This is a genomic window from Vibrio sp. LaRot3 (genome assembly GCF_027587025.1).
In the GTDB taxonomy this organism is placed as follows: domain Bacteria; phylum Pseudomonadota; class Gammaproteobacteria; order Enterobacterales; family Vibrionaceae; genus Vibrio.
This window is the reverse complement of record NZ_JAPPTI010000001.1, coordinates 289,309-305,588: the sequence shown is the minus strand read 5'-3', so window position 1 is coordinate 305,588 and position 16,280 is coordinate 289,309. Positions and strand designations below refer to the sequence as shown.

Sequence of the window (16,280 nt, the reverse complement as noted above, 5' to 3'; positions counted from 1 at the left end):
ATTGGGCGAAATATTACCGCATAAGGGATCGCGCGTACATGACACAGCATCCATCTTGAGATTAATAAAACACGGCATTTAGTCTCAATACCCGTCAACGTAACCCAAATTATACCGCTCATTTCGCGCGTATTAAAAATGAGCTTAGTTAACAAGGAAAAATCGGCCGGAGATCTTTCCAATTTTCCCATCCTGAACGTTTTTTCTCTGCACTCTTATCCAAATACTGACTAAACCCGGCAGCAAGTCACCGACACCTTTACCGAATTTGTCATCGCAATGCGCGTTAAAATAGACACTCCAAACACATCGCCCTCGACGCTCACAACCAAGGCGGCATCAGTATGGATAACAACGCACAACAACTGCTAGACCATCTTTGTAACGAATACGATAACCTAGCCAAAGGCTACCCATCTCGGCCGTTTCCCGAGTTTTCTGAAACCATCCAAAATGAATACGGCTATTGCTACGTTCGATGCCCAATGGGTAGCCAACGCTTCTCCATTGTTTCAGTTCACTTTGCTCCATCAGTCAGGGGACAAGGTATTTTGACTGCGTTCATCGACCATATTGAAAGCCATCCCTACCACTATCAAGGTGTTGAAGTGGCCATCATCGAAAACCAAGGTCTCGCAAAACGATTGTTGTCGCTCGGATGGCGTTACAAATCTTGGTTCGCCAAGTTGTTCTTCTCCAACAAACCGACGCTGATTCATGATTTTTAAATGGGTCGCGCGGCGAAGATTTCCTACTGTTAAATCGTTACTACGCGGCCCGTTGGCAGTAGCTCTAGACGCTCACCAAGCACATCTTTTAACAGTTGGTAGGCTTTCATTCCGGTGCAATGGCCGGTGTAATACATATCGATGGGATACTGCGCCAATACACGGCCAATTTCTCTGATCTCTTGTGAAGTGCCACCTATGCTATTGAAAATTGGCAGTCCCACGAGATGAAAACCGCCGACAACCGCTTTGATCTTATCTTGAGGGAATCGCTCGATGACCGTTTCAATCATATTCAACACGCCACTATGGGCACAGCCCGTAAATATAACCAAACCATCACTTTCTTCGATCACAAGAATCTGCTCGTGCTCAAACGAATCATGCACTAGCCCTGCTTCTGTCTTTGTGTAGAGATATTGATTGCCTTTCGGCTTGGGGTGCTTATGGCATATTTCGGTAATGACGTGGATATTGGGCGCAATCTCTGTCGGGCGCTCAAGGAAGATAAAACGATGGGCTTGGTTTTGTAGCATCGCCCTATCAATACCGACATTACTTTTAAAGCCTAAGGCTCGAAAATAGAATTCCTGACTCTCACTGTGTTTAAGATAGACTTTGGCTGATAAGTTCTGCGCCGTGAAATATTTGGTACCATTACAATGGTCATGGTGGCGGTGAGATATCACCACCATATCGACTTGCTCAATATCAACATCTAACGCCTTAGCGTTATCAAGAAAAGTGCTTCCACTCCCCGTATCAAAAAGAAGCTGTGTACCCATTGTGTCAATATGAAATGACAGCCCCCGCTCTACAGAAAGATCCGGTCGTTCATCTAAACGGGTGTTATCAACCAATGTTGTCAATTTCATAATGCCTCAGACGGTATAACTTAATGTCGGTGATTATACCGTCTGAAACTCTTGGTGTTAGGCTCTACTTATCATTTATCAATAAGTTCAATAATTTAAAGTTAAATTCTCTGGGTATATGCCAAGCAAACTACACTTTAAAGAATGCCACTTCCTCTTTTAAGTGCTCAGAAAGCGCATTCAGGTTTTGGCTTGCACTTTGGTTGTCTTCCATCAATCGAATGGATTCATTCGACATGCTAGAAATTTGATCCATTGCGACGACCAACTCACGTACCACATCGACTTGCTCACCCGTTGCGAGCACTATGTCGCGCACTCGATTAAGTGAATCTTGCGATTGCTGCTCAATATTAACCAATAGCTGACTTGCTTCTTCGGTGTTCTTTTGGCAACTCTCTACTTTGGGCTGCGTATTTTCCATTGCCGAGACACTTGCAACTGTTTGTGCCTGCACCTCTGCTAACATGGTTTCAATTTGCGTGGTTGCCTCTCCCGTTCGGCTCGCTAGCTGCCTTACTTCATCGGCAACTACGGCAAAACCTCGGCCAGACTCCCCTGCCCTTGCTGCCTCGATGGCTGCATTCAACGCCAGTAAGTTAGTTTGTTCAGAGATCCCGCTAATGATGTTAACAATGCCACCGATATCACGCGTTTTAGTTTCTAGCTCTTTGACTTGCGCTACCGTCTCATTCACGGCTGCCGTTACGGAAAGCATTTGCTCTGCGACTGCTGCGACTCTCTGTCGGCCATCACGAGCATTCTCTGATGTATTGACGGAGTTCTGCTCTGATTGCGCCACAATCGCAGCAATTTCATCAATACTTGCGTGCATTGCTTCTAGTTTGATTGCCATATTTTCCGTTAAGCCGGCTTGCTGCTGAGCAGAGTCAAACACCGAACTGGAACCTTGTGACACTTTCTCAACTTGTTCTGCCAATTGATCAGAAGCACCACGAATATTGTGCACAATCGAACTGAGCTTTTCAGACATCGAAGACAACGAATGTAAAATGCTGCCATCATCACTGTTGTTGTAATCTTGGGTTAACTCGCCTTTCGCCATCTGCTGAATAGCATGTTGGGCAAAATAAGGCTCACCACCTAGCGAACGGCGGAAGCTACGTTCAATCACAAAACCCACCAGCGCTGATATCACAATAGCAATACCACTTAGCAGTAACATTAAGCTCTCAAAGCCATTCGCTTCTGCACGAGCAACTGGCGTTAATTGCTGGTTTAGCGCTTCCTGATAATCGATAAACTCGTTGATCACTTTAAGCCATTGCGTGAAGTTTGGCCGCACTTGTTCAAGCACCAATGCCGTGACATCTTCACCGTTCTTTTTCTTGGCAATTACTTGTTGAACAAGAGGCAGCGTTTTAGCTTGTATCTCATCAATGCTTTGCAGAATGCTCAGCTCTTTATCGGTAAAAGGCACATTGTTGGCGATCATTTCACGCATGTTCTGCTCTGACTGGAGATAGAACATTTCTAAGCGACGAATATCATCTTCCAGTGTTGATAACTCTTGCGGGCTAGAAATGATGGCGACATCTCGAATGGCAATCGCGCGATCATGGACACTACCTCGATAGTTAATCGCATAACGCTGCTTTACTGAGTTTATGTCGGTCACTTTCGACAAACTCATATCAATGAAGTTAACCTTTTGAATACCGACAATCGTAAGCACGACCATTAGCGCGACTAAGATACCGAATCCAAGCGCTAAACGAGTCCTCACTTTTAGCTGAGAAAGGTAGTGCATTCCATACTCCTGATAGCAAAAATAGTTCTTTTAGGAAGCTTCGCTAATCGCTTTTTTAATTGTCATTTTCGCGAAGCAAACAGACTTTAAGAAACGCATTTTGCTCAATGTCGCCATCGACAGCCAATCAGTTGAAACTATTAAATTAATAGGCGCTGCCCATCAATTTATAAAACGCATCTTTGGCGTTTACTAAGCACTCAAGCGCAAAGACGACAAAACCGCACCTTAGTGAATGCGGCTTTATTTATAGAGAGGTAATAATCAAGCGATAAAGAGTTGTTGCCAAGAATAACTAGTTGCCGAGCACAATCCCCTCACGCCGAGAATCCGCCCCGCCAATCATTTTGCCATCTTTAAACACCACGCCATGTAAGCCCGAGTTGAGATCACGCAGATTCACTTCGAATCCCATCTTCTCTAATGGCGCTTTAAACTTCTCCGCATCCGTTCTTATTTCAATATCGTACGTGCCAAAACGATTGAGCATGTTTGGCATCTCTATTGCTTGTTGAATAGGCATTCCCCAATCAATATGGGCAATCAAGGTTTTGGCGACATAACCAATGATGAGCGACCCTCCCGGAGAACCAATCGCCATATAAGGTTCGCCATCTTTCATCACTATCGTTGGGGCCATCGAAGAGCGAGGACGCTTACCGGGCTCGACTCGGTTGGCGATCGGCAAACCATCTTTGTGAGCGGCAAATGAAAAATCGGTCAGTTCGTTATTTAGCAAGAACCCGTTGGACATCACTCGAGAACCAAAGCCATTTTCGATGGTGCTGGTCATCGAGATAATATTCCCCTCACCATCGACAATAACGATATGTGTGGTGCTCGGTAGCTCTAGGGATTGATCATCCGCCATTGCCATTTTTGCATCCCAAGGTGGTTCGCCCGCAGTCACAGACTCAAGAGCTTCACCTTGCTTTATCAGCTTTGCCCGCTGAGCTAAATATTCGGGGTCGAGTAACCCTTGCGGCATTGGCACATAATCGGAATCTGCCATGTAGCGCCCACGATCGGCAAAGGCGAGACGAGAAGCATCGCCGATAATCTGCCACGACGTCGGGCTATCTTTACCTAACTTAGCCAAATCAAAATGGCTCGAAATACCAAGTATTTGCCCCAAGGTTAACGCACCAGAACTTGGCGGCCCCATACCACACACATCGTATTGATGATAAGCAGAACAAACCACATCGCGCTCGATAACTTTGTAAGTGGCAAAATCTTCCATCGCTAACAAACCGGGGTTATCTTCAATCGCGGTGACTTTATTGACGATACTCTTGGCAATTTTGCCAGTATAAAACGGAGCTGAACCCTGTTTGGCAATAGTTTGAAGTGTTTTGGCGTATGCTTTGTTCACTAGCTTATAGCCTTGTGGCAACGGTTCACCATCTTGGGTGAAAAAGTAAGCCTGAGTGTCAGGGTAGCGAGCTAATCGCGCTTTATCATTTGAAATAGAAGCAGCCATACGAGGTGACACTTCAAACCCATTGTTGGCTAACTGAATTGCAGGTTGCATCAATTCAGACCATGGCTTATCACCATACTTTTGATGCATGGTTTCCAGCAACTTAACCGTTCCCGGAGTTCCGACTGAACGCCCTCCCACCACTGCATCAAAGAACTTCAACGGTTGACCGTTTTCATCTTGAAATAACTCTGGCCTCGCGGCTAATGGCGCGGTCTCTCGCCCATCAAAACTCGTCAGTTTGTTTTGCTTTGCATCCCAATACACTAAGAATGCCCCGCCACCTAAGCCCGAAGACTGAGGCTCCACCAAACCAAGAACCGTCTGCACCGCAACCAACGCATCAGCGGCACTGCCACCAGCGTTAAGAACTTTATACCCAGCTTCTACCGCCAAAGGATGTGCAGCGGTAACCATGAAGCTCTCAGCTTCAACCGCTTTCTTTGCACGTATCTCATTGGTTGCTTCGGGGGCCACTGAATCCGCAGTTTGCGAGTCTGCACTGATTGGCCAAGAGGCGATACCTATCAGTGCAGTGAGCATTGTTAATCTCATCATGAATATCCTTATTCGCTTTTATTCTTCGACTACTAGGAGAATAGGTGAACAAGTGTAAAACGATAGGACGACGTGATTAATTTGTGACCCCATAACTGAGAGCCATTTTGGCGAAGTGAGTCTCATTTGTAGGTAGAAAAGTAGCTGGTTATTGCTATAATCCGGCGATTTTTCAAAGGTTAACCCCTTGCCTTCCCACACAATAAGAACCGAATTATGTTATTTACGGTGCAGAAAGCTTCATGACGCTCAAACAAATCCTTCAAATTGATAATGTTCGCAACTTCCTGATATTTCGCAGCAGTTACTTTGCGCGCTTTTATTACCCAATATTCACACTGCTCTATCTCGATTACGGCTTAACCCTTTCACAGTTCGCGATGCTAAATGTGGTTTGGGCGGCAACCATTGTACTGGCCGAAGTGCCCTCCGGTGCTTTTGCCGATACCTTAGGCCGCAAAAAACTGGTGGTGCTTTCATCAATGGTGATGTTTGTTGAAATTGCCATGATCGCCTTTGTGCCGATAGGCAACCCAAGCTTGGTTTTCACCGTGTTCTTTATAAACCGAATATTGAGTGGCTTAGCGATGGCTTTAGCGAGCGGCGCAGATGAAGCCTTGGCTTACGACACCTTAAAGGAACAAGGCAAAGAAGAATTATGGCCAAGAGTGCTGCAAATTCAGCTTCGTCTCTCCTCGACCATTGGTATTTTTGTCACGCTGATTGGCGCTGCCATGTATGACGTTAACTTCATGTCGAGTATTTATCAGTTTTTAGGGTTAAATGCGCCAGAAACCACACAAGAGATCATGCGTATTCCTGTCTACGCTACTTTGGTGGTGGCACTTGTCGCCATTTATTCGGCATTAAACATGAAGGAAGAAAAAAAGCAGCAACCAAGTGGCAGCGGGAAAATCACCACAACAATTACCAGCCTAAAACTGACGCTAAACACTGGTAAATGGGTACTCTCAACGCCTTATGTGTTGTTCATTTTGCTCTATTACAGTTTGTTTGAGCATACATCGCGCATGTTCTTTACCATGAATAGCCAATATTACACCGCCATTAGTATTCCAATTATCTACATTGGATTGATTGGTGCAGGGATGAGTGTGCTCAAAATCATTCTGGCAGGACAAAGCCGAAGACTTGCTGAAAGCATGGCTCCAAAAGCTTTCATTACCATTATGGGATTAGCAAGTATTGCGACCTATTATTGTATAAGTCTAGGGTGGTCAATTTACGGCGTAATCCCTGCTCTGGTGCTGATGTTCATCATCATGACCATGAACATTTTTATTAGCTACCACCTGAACAAGAACACCGAATCCCACAACCGTGCGACCGTACTCAGCTTTAAAGGCTTAATGTTCAACCTCGGTTATGGCTCGATTGGCATGCTTTACGCTTACTACTACAAGCTACTTTCGCAAAACTACACACCAGAAGAAGTCGAGGCTAACATCGCTTTCTTAGCCTCTTTATCATCGTTTGTGTATTACTTCGCCTTTCTGTTCTTAACCATTAGCGCCGTGTTTTATTTTAAAGACAGGAAAAAGCCGATTTTTTAGTGCTTGAATGTAGGCACAGCAGATAAACACTTCATAAAGCGCCGTTAAAGGCGCTTTTTAAATGTCGATAAGGAATAGTACATTTAACTAATTAATGGACAAAAACTTGTTAGAGTCTGAACAACTCAAACTTCCGCTCCTTATTATTTGAGCTATCAACTACACATAACTATGAATTTTATCTAATGGTTAAATATACTCAGGATCGTTTCAACAAATTTTTCTGGTTCTTCTAGCATTGGCGTATGCGATACAGCTTCTAACTTAATCAGCTGTAATGATTTAAATGCGCCTTCAATGCTTTCCCACATCTCAATCGGAGCAATGCTAAAATCTAGTTCTCCATTAATTACGGTGACATCCAAGTTTGAAGAAAACTGCGTTAGCTCGATATCTCTGAATATTTCTCCCCAAAGCGTATCTAGTAACGGTGTATTCATTTCAACATCATTCCACAAAGGTAACTCATCAAATGATGCATCTTTCCATCTCATTGGGCCTAATCTACGACAGATATGCGCAAACTTACGTTCTGGCTGTTTGGCAATATCACTTTCTAATCTAGCCATGCTTGTATCTAGCAACTTTTTTCGTTGTTCAGAAGCATTTTCAGACCAATGAGTAAACTGTTTCTCTTGCATATCACCTGACAGACTTGGCGCAGCACCAACTACAATCAACTTTTCGATCTTTATTTTCGCATGACTTGCAAAGTGCATTGCCATATACGCATGACCTGAATGGCCTAAAACACTAGTTTTAGTTAGATTCAGGCTGTCGCATATTGCTTGGATATCACGAGTGATAGTATCTAAGCTGACAAACTCAATTGGGTCTACAGCATCACATTTTGAGAACCCGCGATGATCCACATACACACAAGTAAAGTAATTGTGCAGAGATTCGGGAATGACTTTTTTGTAGTAGTTCACACTACCAATAATTAACAAATGTGGGCCTGAACCATGCTGCTCGACTTGTAAATGATGATTATCACGAAGGACAAATAAAGGATTTCTATCGTTCATTTATATACTCGCTCTGGTTGCTATGGAACCATTCTAGGACATGGTTTAGACCGATAAAATGAGCTAATATTGGCTTCTATATCTTAAATTTTGGGACAATCATGTTAGATAGAATTGATAATGTTTGGCTACAATCATTTTTTTCCGTTTATGAAAACCATAGTTTTGTTAAAGCCTCCGAACACCTAGCAATTCCAAGTTCCAACGTCAGCAGACACATCCAACAACTAGAGTCGGTATTGGGTGAAAAGCTATTCTATAGAACAACTCGTAAAGTAACCCCAACACTGATGGGTGAGCGTTTATTCCAAGAAATTAGAGAACCATTGTACAACCTCAATCAGTCACTACAGCGACTAAGTGAGGCACAGACCTCCCTTAAAGGAAGCATTCGACTTAGCTCTCCAGATATACCTATTATTGGAGACGTTTTAGCGGATTTTTTAGCCACATATACAGACATTACACTGTACTGTGAGCACAGTACTGCGATTGAAAATGCTATCTCAAACGACCCCGATATTATTATTAGCTTTGAGCGAGGAGACCTCGATGACAGAGATTGGGTATCGAAGCCACTTTGCCAATGGGACACTATTATCTTGGCTTCTAAAGAGTGTATTAACCGCTATGGCTTGCCAAAAAACCTAACTGAACTGGAGTCAATGCCTTGTATATCAAGCTATAAATCTTTTGGAGGTGACCCTTGGATTTTCACTATTCCAGAGTCAAATGAGTATAGGTCACTATCGCCAAAATCAAGAATAAAAGTAGATGGTGGATTTACGGCAAAAGCTCTTGCACAACGTGGACTTGGGTTTGTCGCTCTGCCCAGTAGCTTCTGCTTAGATGAGATAAAACAGAATAAATTACAACAAGTTTCTGTGGATTATGATTTATCTCCACTGACAATATTCATTCATTATCGTGCAATAAATTTTCATTCACACATATCAAAGTTACTTGTAGATTTCATCTCCGAAAATTTAACTTCTAACTCATAATGGAGCAAAAACGCGTTAAAGCTAACCGAATGAGTGATCGAGAATGACACTGCATTCCCTGCTCTCGACACTAATTCTCTGCGAACTTCTCTTTTGATAGTGATAAACTTCCCACATCAGAATTACCGAGAAACTAGGTATTTATAATTTATGTTTATCCATCACGTTAACGGCATCGACTGGCTAGTGATCACCGCTTTTGAAGAACTGAAACCCATGTTTATCGAAGATGCTGGTGCTATCCCCTCTTGCTTCTCTATTGCCAGTGAACTGAGCCTAATTGATCAAGCCAAGCGCAAATATGGGTATTTGCCTAGCCTCGACGGTGTAATCACCGATACCGGCACATTTCAAAGCAAGAATAACGAAGAAGACTTGAACCCACAGCTTGCCTGCCTAGTTGAGGGGCGTGGTCGAGTGTTTATCTACCACGGTGGCTTTGTGGCTTTTGTGGATGATGAGCAAACCTTTATTACTCGAATGGACTGAATAATTCAGTAAATTGAAATCGATTAGTTAGCCTATCTCGCAAGGAGTCATGTACTAATTAGGTAGGCTAAAACGCAAAAGCCCCGATAACTCAATGAGCTATCGGGGCTTTCTAAATAAATGGCACGCCCTATAGGATTCGAACCTATGACCACATCCTTAGAAGGGACGTGCTCTATCCAGCTGAGCTAAGGGCGCGCTACAGGGAAAGGATTATACGAGTTAAAGCGCTCAACACAAGGGCTTTTACTAACATTCTGATCTGAATGCTTAAAAAAAGGGCACGAAAGCTAAAGGTGTCTAATTTTACCCCAAAGCAAACGTTTGCGTATGGAGTTTATCCGTTTTTTTTGCGACAATGCGCAACAAATAAATACTCAGCTCTTTTTCAAAAGGAAAGCTATGACTGCTCAAAATATTGATGGAAAACTCATCTCTCAAACCGTGCGATCTGAAGTCGCCGCTCGTGTAAAAGCACGCGTAGAAGCGGGTCTACGAGCTCCTGGCCTTGCTGTGGTTCTAGTGGGTGAAGACCCAGCATCACAAGTGTATGTTGGCAGCAAACGCCGCGCATGTGAGGAAGTGGGTTTCATCTCAAAGTCTTTTGACTTACCAGCATCGACTAACGAAACAGAACTACTGGCACTTATCGACGAGCTAAACAACGACGATGAAATTGACGGTATTTTGGTGCAGCTGCCTTTACCAGCAGGCATTGATGCAACATCAGTGCTAGAGCGCATTCATCCTGAAAAAGATGTCGATGGCTTCCACCCTTACAATGTAGGTCGCCTTGCTCAGCGCATTCCTAAGCTGCGTTCTTGTACGCCAAAAGGCATCATCACATTGCTTGATCGTTACAATATCGACCTACGTGGTATGCACGCGGTGGTCGTTGGTGCCTCAAACATTGTTGGTCGCCCAATGACATTAGAACTGCTTTTAGCAGGTTGTACGACAACCACTTGTCACCGCTTCACTAAAGATTTAGAAGGCCATGTTCGCCAAGCGGATTTAGTCGTGGTAGCGGTCGGTAAACCTAACTTTATTCCGGGAGAGTGGATTAAGAAAGGCGCTGTGGTTGTCGATGTAGGCATCAACCGCCTAGAGTCAGGCAAACTGGTTGGCGATGTGGAATACGATAAAGCTAAAGATAACGCCAGCTTTATTACTCCAGTTCCTGGCGGTGTGGGTCCAATGACGGTTGCGAGCCTGATTGAAAACACCATGCTAGCGTGTGAGCAGTTCCATACTAAAAAGTAGTTTGCTAAGCGCAAGATAAACAAAGGGGGGATGACCATGGTCATCCCCCCTTTTTACTTAATGGTTCTCAGTGCGTAATGCTCAACTTTGTCCAGAAGTGATAGAGCGTTACGCTAGCTTGAGTTTATTTTTGATTATAGTGACATGATCACGCCAGCAATCGACGCACTCATTAAGTTGGCCATTACACCCGCTGCAATAGCGCGGAAGCCAAATTTAGAAATAAACGGACGCTTCTCTGGCACCAAGCTACCTAGGCCACCAATTAGCATCGCCATGGTTGAGATGTTAGCAAAACCACATAGGGCAAATGTTACGATAGCTTGTGAGTGCTCACTTAGCATCTCTTTCGCTTCCATTAACTGAATGAAAGCAACGAATTCGTTTACAACAATCTTGTTACCGATCAGAGAGCCCGCAACCGTCGCTTCGCTCCACGGTACGCCAAGTAGCCATGCTACTGGAGCAAATAGGTAACCAAGGATCAGCTCAAAGCTTAATTCAATACCAAACAGGCCGCCCATCCAGCCTAGCATGCCATTTAGAAGAGCAATCACACTAACAAACGCAAGTAGAGTTGCACCTACCGCGACTGCGATACGTAGACCAGACATAGCACCGTCAGCCATCGCTTCCACTACGTTGGTTGCTTTTGGCATTTCAACATCGTTCATGTCGATGTCTGGCGCTGTTGTTGAGCCACTTTCTGGCACCATGATTTTTGCCATCAAAAGGCCAGCAGGTGCAGACATAAATGCCGCTGCAATTAGGTAGTTAAGATCCACGCCAAGTGATGCGTAACCCACCAATGTGCCACCAGCAACAGACGCAAGGCCGCCCGTCATAACAGCAAAGAACTGTGAGTCCGTCATATGTTTAAGGTATGGCTTAACCACAAGAGGCGCTTCAATCATGCCAACAAAAATGTTTGCTGTTGCTGATAGTGATTCTGCACGGCCAATACCAAGCAGTTTCTGTAGGCCACCACCAATCAAGTTGATCACTTTAGGCATCAAACCAATGTGGTAAAGACCTGAAATTAGTGCAGAGAAGAAAACAATAATACCCAACACGTTGATGGCAAAAGTGAAGCCACCTGTCGCTAGGCCACCAAATAGGAAGGCAATACCTTCTTGGCCATAGTTGATTAGGTTAGATACTGCGCCTGTCACATTGTTAAGCGCTTCTTTACCCGCTGGAACGTAAAGAACCAACAGAGCGAATACGATTTGTAGTGCGAAAGCGAGAGAAACGGTTTTGAAATTTATATTTTTTCTATTTGTGGATAGTAACCAAGCGGTAAGCAAGATCGCCACAATACCAAGGATTGAGTTCATAAAAATGAATCCGACAAAAAGGGGGAACGGGAAAGGCGTCGGATGATATAGCGGCAAAAATGAGATGCAAGTCACACTTGTTGCGAAGTTGTAGCAAATCCAGAGTGCAAAAACCGAGAAATCCTAAGTGTCTATTTTATATAGAGTTAAACGTTTGGTATTTTCCATTATTTCCAAATGGAAAATATGTTTCTGGATTGGGAAAAAGTCGATTAACTTTTTAGTCGGCTCACGTAAGGAGCAAGTCGACTATCCCAATAACATGGCGAGCCAATTTTATGTTTGATGAACTCAATCACCGCTGATGTTTTCTTAGGCATGTAATGACGGCTTGGGTAAACCGCATAAAATGGCATGTTCTGACTCGCTTTCCATTCTGGAAGCAATTGAATTAACTGACCATTTTTAAACTCATCACCAATGAGGTAAGTGGCAAGATAACCTATCCCCCACCCTGCAACAGCAGCATCTCGCACGGCCTCAGCTAAATCCACTGAGTAGTTACCCGATACATTGACCATTAATTGCTGATCATTGTTGCTGAATGCCCAGTTGGTGTAGTCGCGCTCCCAGCTGCGATAGATAAGACAGTTATGGTCTGAAAGGTCGTGAGGATGTAAAGGCGTGCTGTTTTGCATTAAATACTCTGGCGAAGCGGCTACCACAAACTGACAATCCGCCAAACGCTGAGCAATGTACCCTTCTGGCAATAGCTCATTGTTGGTGATCCACAAATCCAAGCCTTCATCGAGCATATCCACTTTGTAATCGAACAAATGAACTTCTACTTGCAGCTCAGGGTACAGCTGTCGAAGCTCTTGAATCGCCGGAATGATGTGTAAGGTACCAAAAGATTGAGATAAGCCGATTTTGACTAAGCCTTCGACTTCATCACGCTGACTTTCTATTTCAGTTTGCGCTTCATCGATGACCTGAACGATTTGCTGACAATGGCAGTAAAACCGCTCGCCAGCTTCTGTCGCGGTAAAGCTTCGAGTGGTACGCTGAACAAGCTTTACGCCTAACGCAGCCTCTAATTGGGCGAGTTGTTTACTGACATGAGAAACCGACACACCGAGGCTTTTCGCCGCCTGGGTGAAGTTTTTATGTTTGAGTAAGGCAGCAAACACCACCATTTGCGCAGCTCGTTCTGAAAACACGGTTTCTCCAAAAAGTGAAAGGGGCTCAATGAGCCCCTTTGTTCTGAAATGATTCGCTTAACGGATTCTATCCGCTAAGTGGCTGACTGCCAATGCAAAGTAGTAAGAGCGATTCCACTTCATCAATACATTGTAGTTGTTGTACACCAAGTACACGCGTCCACCGGCTTCATCTGGTGCGGTTAGCCAAGCTTCAATATCGTTGTCTAACTTAGGCAGTGGGCGGCCATCGTAACGGGTAATGCCCAGCTCGCTCCATTCGGCCAGCATTTTCTGCTTACCTTTAACGCGACCTTCCAAGCTCATATCAAAGCCCTGTGGCAACTTAACTTGGCGTCCCCAAGTGTAAGTGTCATTCCAACCTTTTTGGCTTAAGTAATTCGCCGTGGAGGCAAACACGTCGGCTTTAGTGTTCCAAATGTCTTTGCGGCCATCGCCATTGCCATCGGCGGCGTAGCTAATAAATGAGCTAGGCATAAACTGACACTGGCCCATTGCACCCGCCCAAGACCCTTTGAAATTCGGCATTTCAATATGGCCTTGATCAAGAATTTGCAGTGCAGACATCAGCTCTTTGCGGAAGAAGTCTTCACGACGACCGTCATAAGCCATGGTTGAAAGTGCATCAACGACACTGTAATTACCCATGAACTTACCAAAGTTACTCTCTACACCCCATAGCGCAACAATAAAGCGCGGTTGAACACCAAACTCTTCGCCGATGCGTTGAAGTTCATCGTAATGCTTTTGGTAAAGTTCGTTGGCTTGTTTTACTTTCCAATCAGGCACTGCTCTTGGAATGTATTCATCCAAAGTAAGCTTTTTCTCTGGTTGGTTGCGATCCGCTTTTACCGCGCGAGGCTTATGCTGCACATCAGCAAAAGCGCTATCAACGGTAGCTTGCGAAATGCCTTGATTCAGCGCTTGGGTTTTCAACCCTTCTACGTATTGGTCAAAGCTTTTGTCTTGCGCCCATGCGCTACTTGTAATGGTTAGGCCTAAAACAACTGACAGTAATGATTTCAATTTGCCCTCCTTGAGCAACGGTTCAACGCTTATGAGTCGCGCTGTGCTTTTTGTTCTTTGTATTCATCAAGTAGGTTCTTCGGTGGCGGCGGTAATTGCAAGAAAAATCCGTCACTATTCAAAGATTGTTTCACTTTTTCCACGTCCACTTGCGCTAGGGTACGGCCTTCTAATTTCACCACCATAACCATAGTTGGTTTACCAAACATCTGCATTAATTGGTCAGGAACTTGTGAAAAATCGTCCTTTTTCGGCAGATACAGGTATGCACCTTCTTTTTTGGAACTTTTGTAAATTGCACACAACATGGGATGCTTTAATCCATCTAATATTCAGAATTTATCTGTTTTGCGAAATTTGCTAGCAAAACACTCAATTGACAGCAAGATAACTTGCTGACAGTAAGCGGGAAATATAACATGACACCCCTACTCTCAGGCAACGTCATTTCTACTCCGGCGTTAATAAAACGAGGTCCAAAGTAAAAGATGTCACATACCCCTGATTTGAAAGGTAGTAGCTTTACTTTGTCAGTTTTACACCTTTCTGACAACAATGTAGAAAAAACAATCAATTTTCTTAAAGAAAAGGTCGGCCAAGCTCCCACTTTTTTTGCATCTGCCCCCGTTGTGGTCAATGTTGCAAAGGTTGAGGGTGATATCGACTTTGCTGCACTGAAACACGGGATTAGTGAGGCAGGCATGATTCCTGTCGGTGTGACAGGTTGTAAGGACAAACGCACCCAAAATATGGCTGCCGAGGCCGAGTTTGCCATTATGTCGGCAAGCAAGTCGCCCTCGCAAGCACCAGCGAAAATGGCACCAACCAAAGTGATTCGCACACCGGTTCGCTCAGGGCAACAAGTTTACGCCAAAGACGCTGACCTTGTGGTATTGAGCCATGTAAGCGAAGGTGCCGAAGTGATTGCCGACGGTTCAATTCATATTCATGGCACCTTGCGCGGCCGTGCCATCGCAGGTGCAAGCGGCAATAAAGATGCCGTCATTATTTGTAATAAGCTCAACGCTGAACTGATGTCTATTGCCGGTCATTACTGGCTGACTGAGCAGTTCGCAGAGCAATTTTGGCAACAAAAAGTTTTATTCAGCTTGAACGACGACTCTCTGCAGTTCGAGCAGATAACGATTTAAAATAAAAAGGAAAAAACCATGGCACGCATTATTGTTGTGACGTCAGGTAAAGGTGGCGTAGGTAAAACTACTTCTAGCGCTGCTATTGCGTCTGGCTTAGCACTTAAAGGCAAAAAAACCGCTGTGATCGATTTTGATATCGGCTTACGAAACCTTGATCTTATCATGGGCTGCGAGCGTCGCGTTGTGTACGACTTCGTTAACGTGATTAATGGTGAGGCGACCCTTAACCAAGCGATGATCAAAGATAAGCGCACAGATAACCTATTCATCCTTCCTGCTTCACAAACTCGTGATAAGGACGCTCTAACCAAAGAAGGCGTTAGTCGTATTTTGAACGAGCTTGATGAAATGGGCTTTGACTTCATTATCTGTGACTCACCAGCGGGCATCGAGCAAGGTGCACTGATGGCGCTATACTTTGCAGATGAAGCCATTGTTACTACCAACCCTGAAGTTTCTTCAGTGCGTGACTCTGACCGTATCCTTGGTATTTTAGATTCTAAGTCTCGCCGTGCAGAGGAAGGCTTAGAACCTGTGAAGCAACACCTGCTGCTGACACGCTACAACCCAGCTCGTGTAAACCAAGGTGAAATGCTAAGCGTGGAAGATGTGGAAGAAATCCTACACATCTCACTTCTTGGTGTTATTCCAGAAAGCCAAGCGGTACTTAACGCGTCAAACAAAGGCGTACCGGTTATTTTCGATAACGAAACTGATGCAGGCATGGCTTACGATGACACTGTACAACGCCTACTAGGTGAACAAGTTGACTTCCGCTTCTTAACCGAGCAGAAGAAAGGGATTTTCAAACGACTATTTGGAGGCTAATA

Annotated in this window: 15 protein-coding genes and 1 tRNA gene; 7 read left to right on the top strand and 9 right to left on the bottom strand. The window is 44.4% G+C overall.

Features of this window, described 5'->3' with window-relative positions; genetic code table 11:
- The first annotated feature begins 344 nt into the window (after positions 1-344).
- The gene (locus OH461_RS01545; RefSeq protein WP_270018889.1) at positions 345-728 is read left to right on the top strand and encodes a hypothetical protein; all 384 of its coding nucleotides are present in this window, start codon (positions 345-347) and stop codon (positions 726-728) included.
- A 29-nt stretch (positions 729-757) separates the two neighbouring features.
- On the opposite strand, the gene OH461_RS01540 is transcribed toward OH461_RS01545, so the two are convergent.
- The 3 genes from OH461_RS01540 to ggt all read right to left on the bottom strand — a co-directional run bounded on the left by OH461_RS01540 (position 758) and on the right by ggt (position 5,415).
- Positions 758-1,603 carry an MBL fold metallo-hydrolase gene (locus OH461_RS01540; RefSeq protein ID WP_270018888.1) on the bottom strand — a complete coding sequence of 282 codons (846 nt, stop codon included), beginning with the start codon at positions 1,601-1,603 and terminating at the stop codon, positions 758-760.
- Positions 1,604-1,733: 130 nt separating this feature from the next.
- Entirely contained in the window at positions 1,734-3,374 is a 1,641-nt protein-coding gene (locus OH461_RS01535) for a methyl-accepting chemotaxis protein (RefSeq protein WP_270018887.1), read from the bottom strand.
- 295 nt (positions 3,375-3,669) lie between these two features.
- The gene (ggt, locus tag OH461_RS01530) at positions 3,670-5,415 is read right to left on the bottom strand and encodes a gamma-glutamyltransferase (RefSeq protein ID WP_270018886.1); all 1,746 of its coding nucleotides are present in this window, start codon (positions 5,413-5,415) and stop codon (positions 3,670-3,672) included.
- A gap of 242 nt (positions 5,416-5,657) precedes the next feature.
- On the opposite strand from ggt, the gene OH461_RS01525 reads away from it, so the two are divergent.
- Positions 5,658-6,989, top strand: a complete 1,332-nt coding sequence (locus OH461_RS01525) for an MFS transporter (protein WP_270018885.1) — start codon at positions 5,658-5,660, stop codon at positions 6,987-6,989.
- A 182-nt stretch (positions 6,990-7,171) separates the two neighbouring features.
- Here OH461_RS01525 and OH461_RS01520 read toward each other — a convergent pair whose 3' ends face one another.
- Complete coding sequence (locus OH461_RS01520) at positions 7,172-8,017, bottom strand: alpha/beta fold hydrolase (protein WP_270018884.1); 846 nt, start codon at positions 8,015-8,017, stop codon at positions 7,172-7,174.
- A gap of 68 nt (positions 8,018-8,085) precedes the next feature.
- Between OH461_RS01520 and OH461_RS01515 the strand changes: the two genes are divergently transcribed.
- Both OH461_RS01515 and OH461_RS01510 read left to right on the top strand, forming a co-directional pair.
- Positions 8,086-9,021, top strand: a complete 936-nt coding sequence (locus tag OH461_RS01515) for a LysR family transcriptional regulator (RefSeq protein ID WP_333482215.1) — start codon at positions 8,086-8,088, stop codon at positions 9,019-9,021.
- Positions 9,022-9,171: 150 nt separating this feature from the next.
- On the top strand, positions 9,172-9,510 hold the full coding sequence (locus tag OH461_RS01510) for a cytosolic protein (RefSeq protein WP_270018882.1): 339 nt from the start codon (positions 9,172-9,174) through the stop codon (positions 9,508-9,510).
- Positions 9,511-9,631: 121 nt separating this feature from the next.
- Here OH461_RS01510 and OH461_RS01505 read toward each other — a convergent pair.
- Positions 9,632-9,708 (bottom strand) — tRNA-Arg (locus OH461_RS01505).
- A 204-nt stretch (positions 9,709-9,912) separates the two neighbouring features.
- Here OH461_RS01505 and folD point away from each other — a divergent pair.
- On the top strand, positions 9,913-10,773 hold the full coding sequence (gene folD / locus OH461_RS01500) for a bifunctional methylenetetrahydrofolate dehydrogenase/methenyltetrahydrofolate cyclohydrolase FolD (RefSeq protein WP_270018881.1): 861 nt from the start codon (positions 9,913-9,915) through the stop codon (positions 10,771-10,773).
- 134 nt (positions 10,774-10,907) lie between these two features.
- Here folD and OH461_RS01495 read toward each other — a convergent pair whose 3' ends face one another.
- The 4 genes from OH461_RS01495 to OH461_RS01480 form a co-directional block, all read right to left on the bottom strand.
- Entirely contained in the window at positions 10,908-12,110 is a 1,203-nt protein-coding gene (locus OH461_RS01495; protein ID WP_270018880.1) for a NupC/NupG family nucleoside CNT transporter, read from the bottom strand.
- Between the two features lie 212 nt (positions 12,111-12,322).
- On the bottom strand, positions 12,323-13,270 hold the full coding sequence (locus OH461_RS01490) for a LysR family transcriptional regulator (protein WP_270018879.1): 948 nt from the start codon (positions 13,268-13,270) through the stop codon (positions 12,323-12,325).
- A 57-nt stretch (positions 13,271-13,327) separates the two neighbouring features.
- Positions 13,328-14,296 carry a lytic murein transglycosylase gene (locus OH461_RS01485; protein ID WP_270018878.1) on the bottom strand — a complete coding sequence of 323 codons (969 nt, stop codon included), beginning with the start codon at positions 14,294-14,296 and terminating at the stop codon, positions 13,328-13,330.
- 29 nt (positions 14,297-14,325) lie between these two features.
- Entirely contained in the window at positions 14,326-14,604 is a 279-nt protein-coding gene (locus tag OH461_RS01480) for a YcgL domain-containing protein (RefSeq protein WP_270018877.1), read from the bottom strand.
- A gap of 180 nt (positions 14,605-14,784) precedes the next feature.
- Between OH461_RS01480 and minC the strand changes: the two genes are divergently transcribed.
- Positions 14,785-15,447, top strand: coding sequence for a septum site-determining protein MinC (gene minC, locus OH461_RS01475; RefSeq protein ID WP_270018876.1), 663 nt, complete (start codon positions 14,785-14,787; stop codon positions 15,445-15,447).
- An 18-nt stretch (positions 15,448-15,465) separates the two neighbouring features.
- Positions 15,466-16,278 carry a septum site-determining protein MinD gene (minD, locus tag OH461_RS01470; RefSeq protein ID WP_270018875.1) on the top strand — a complete coding sequence of 271 codons (813 nt, stop codon included), beginning with the start codon at positions 15,466-15,468 and terminating at the stop codon, positions 16,276-16,278.
- Positions 16,279-16,280 lie beyond the last annotated feature (2 nt).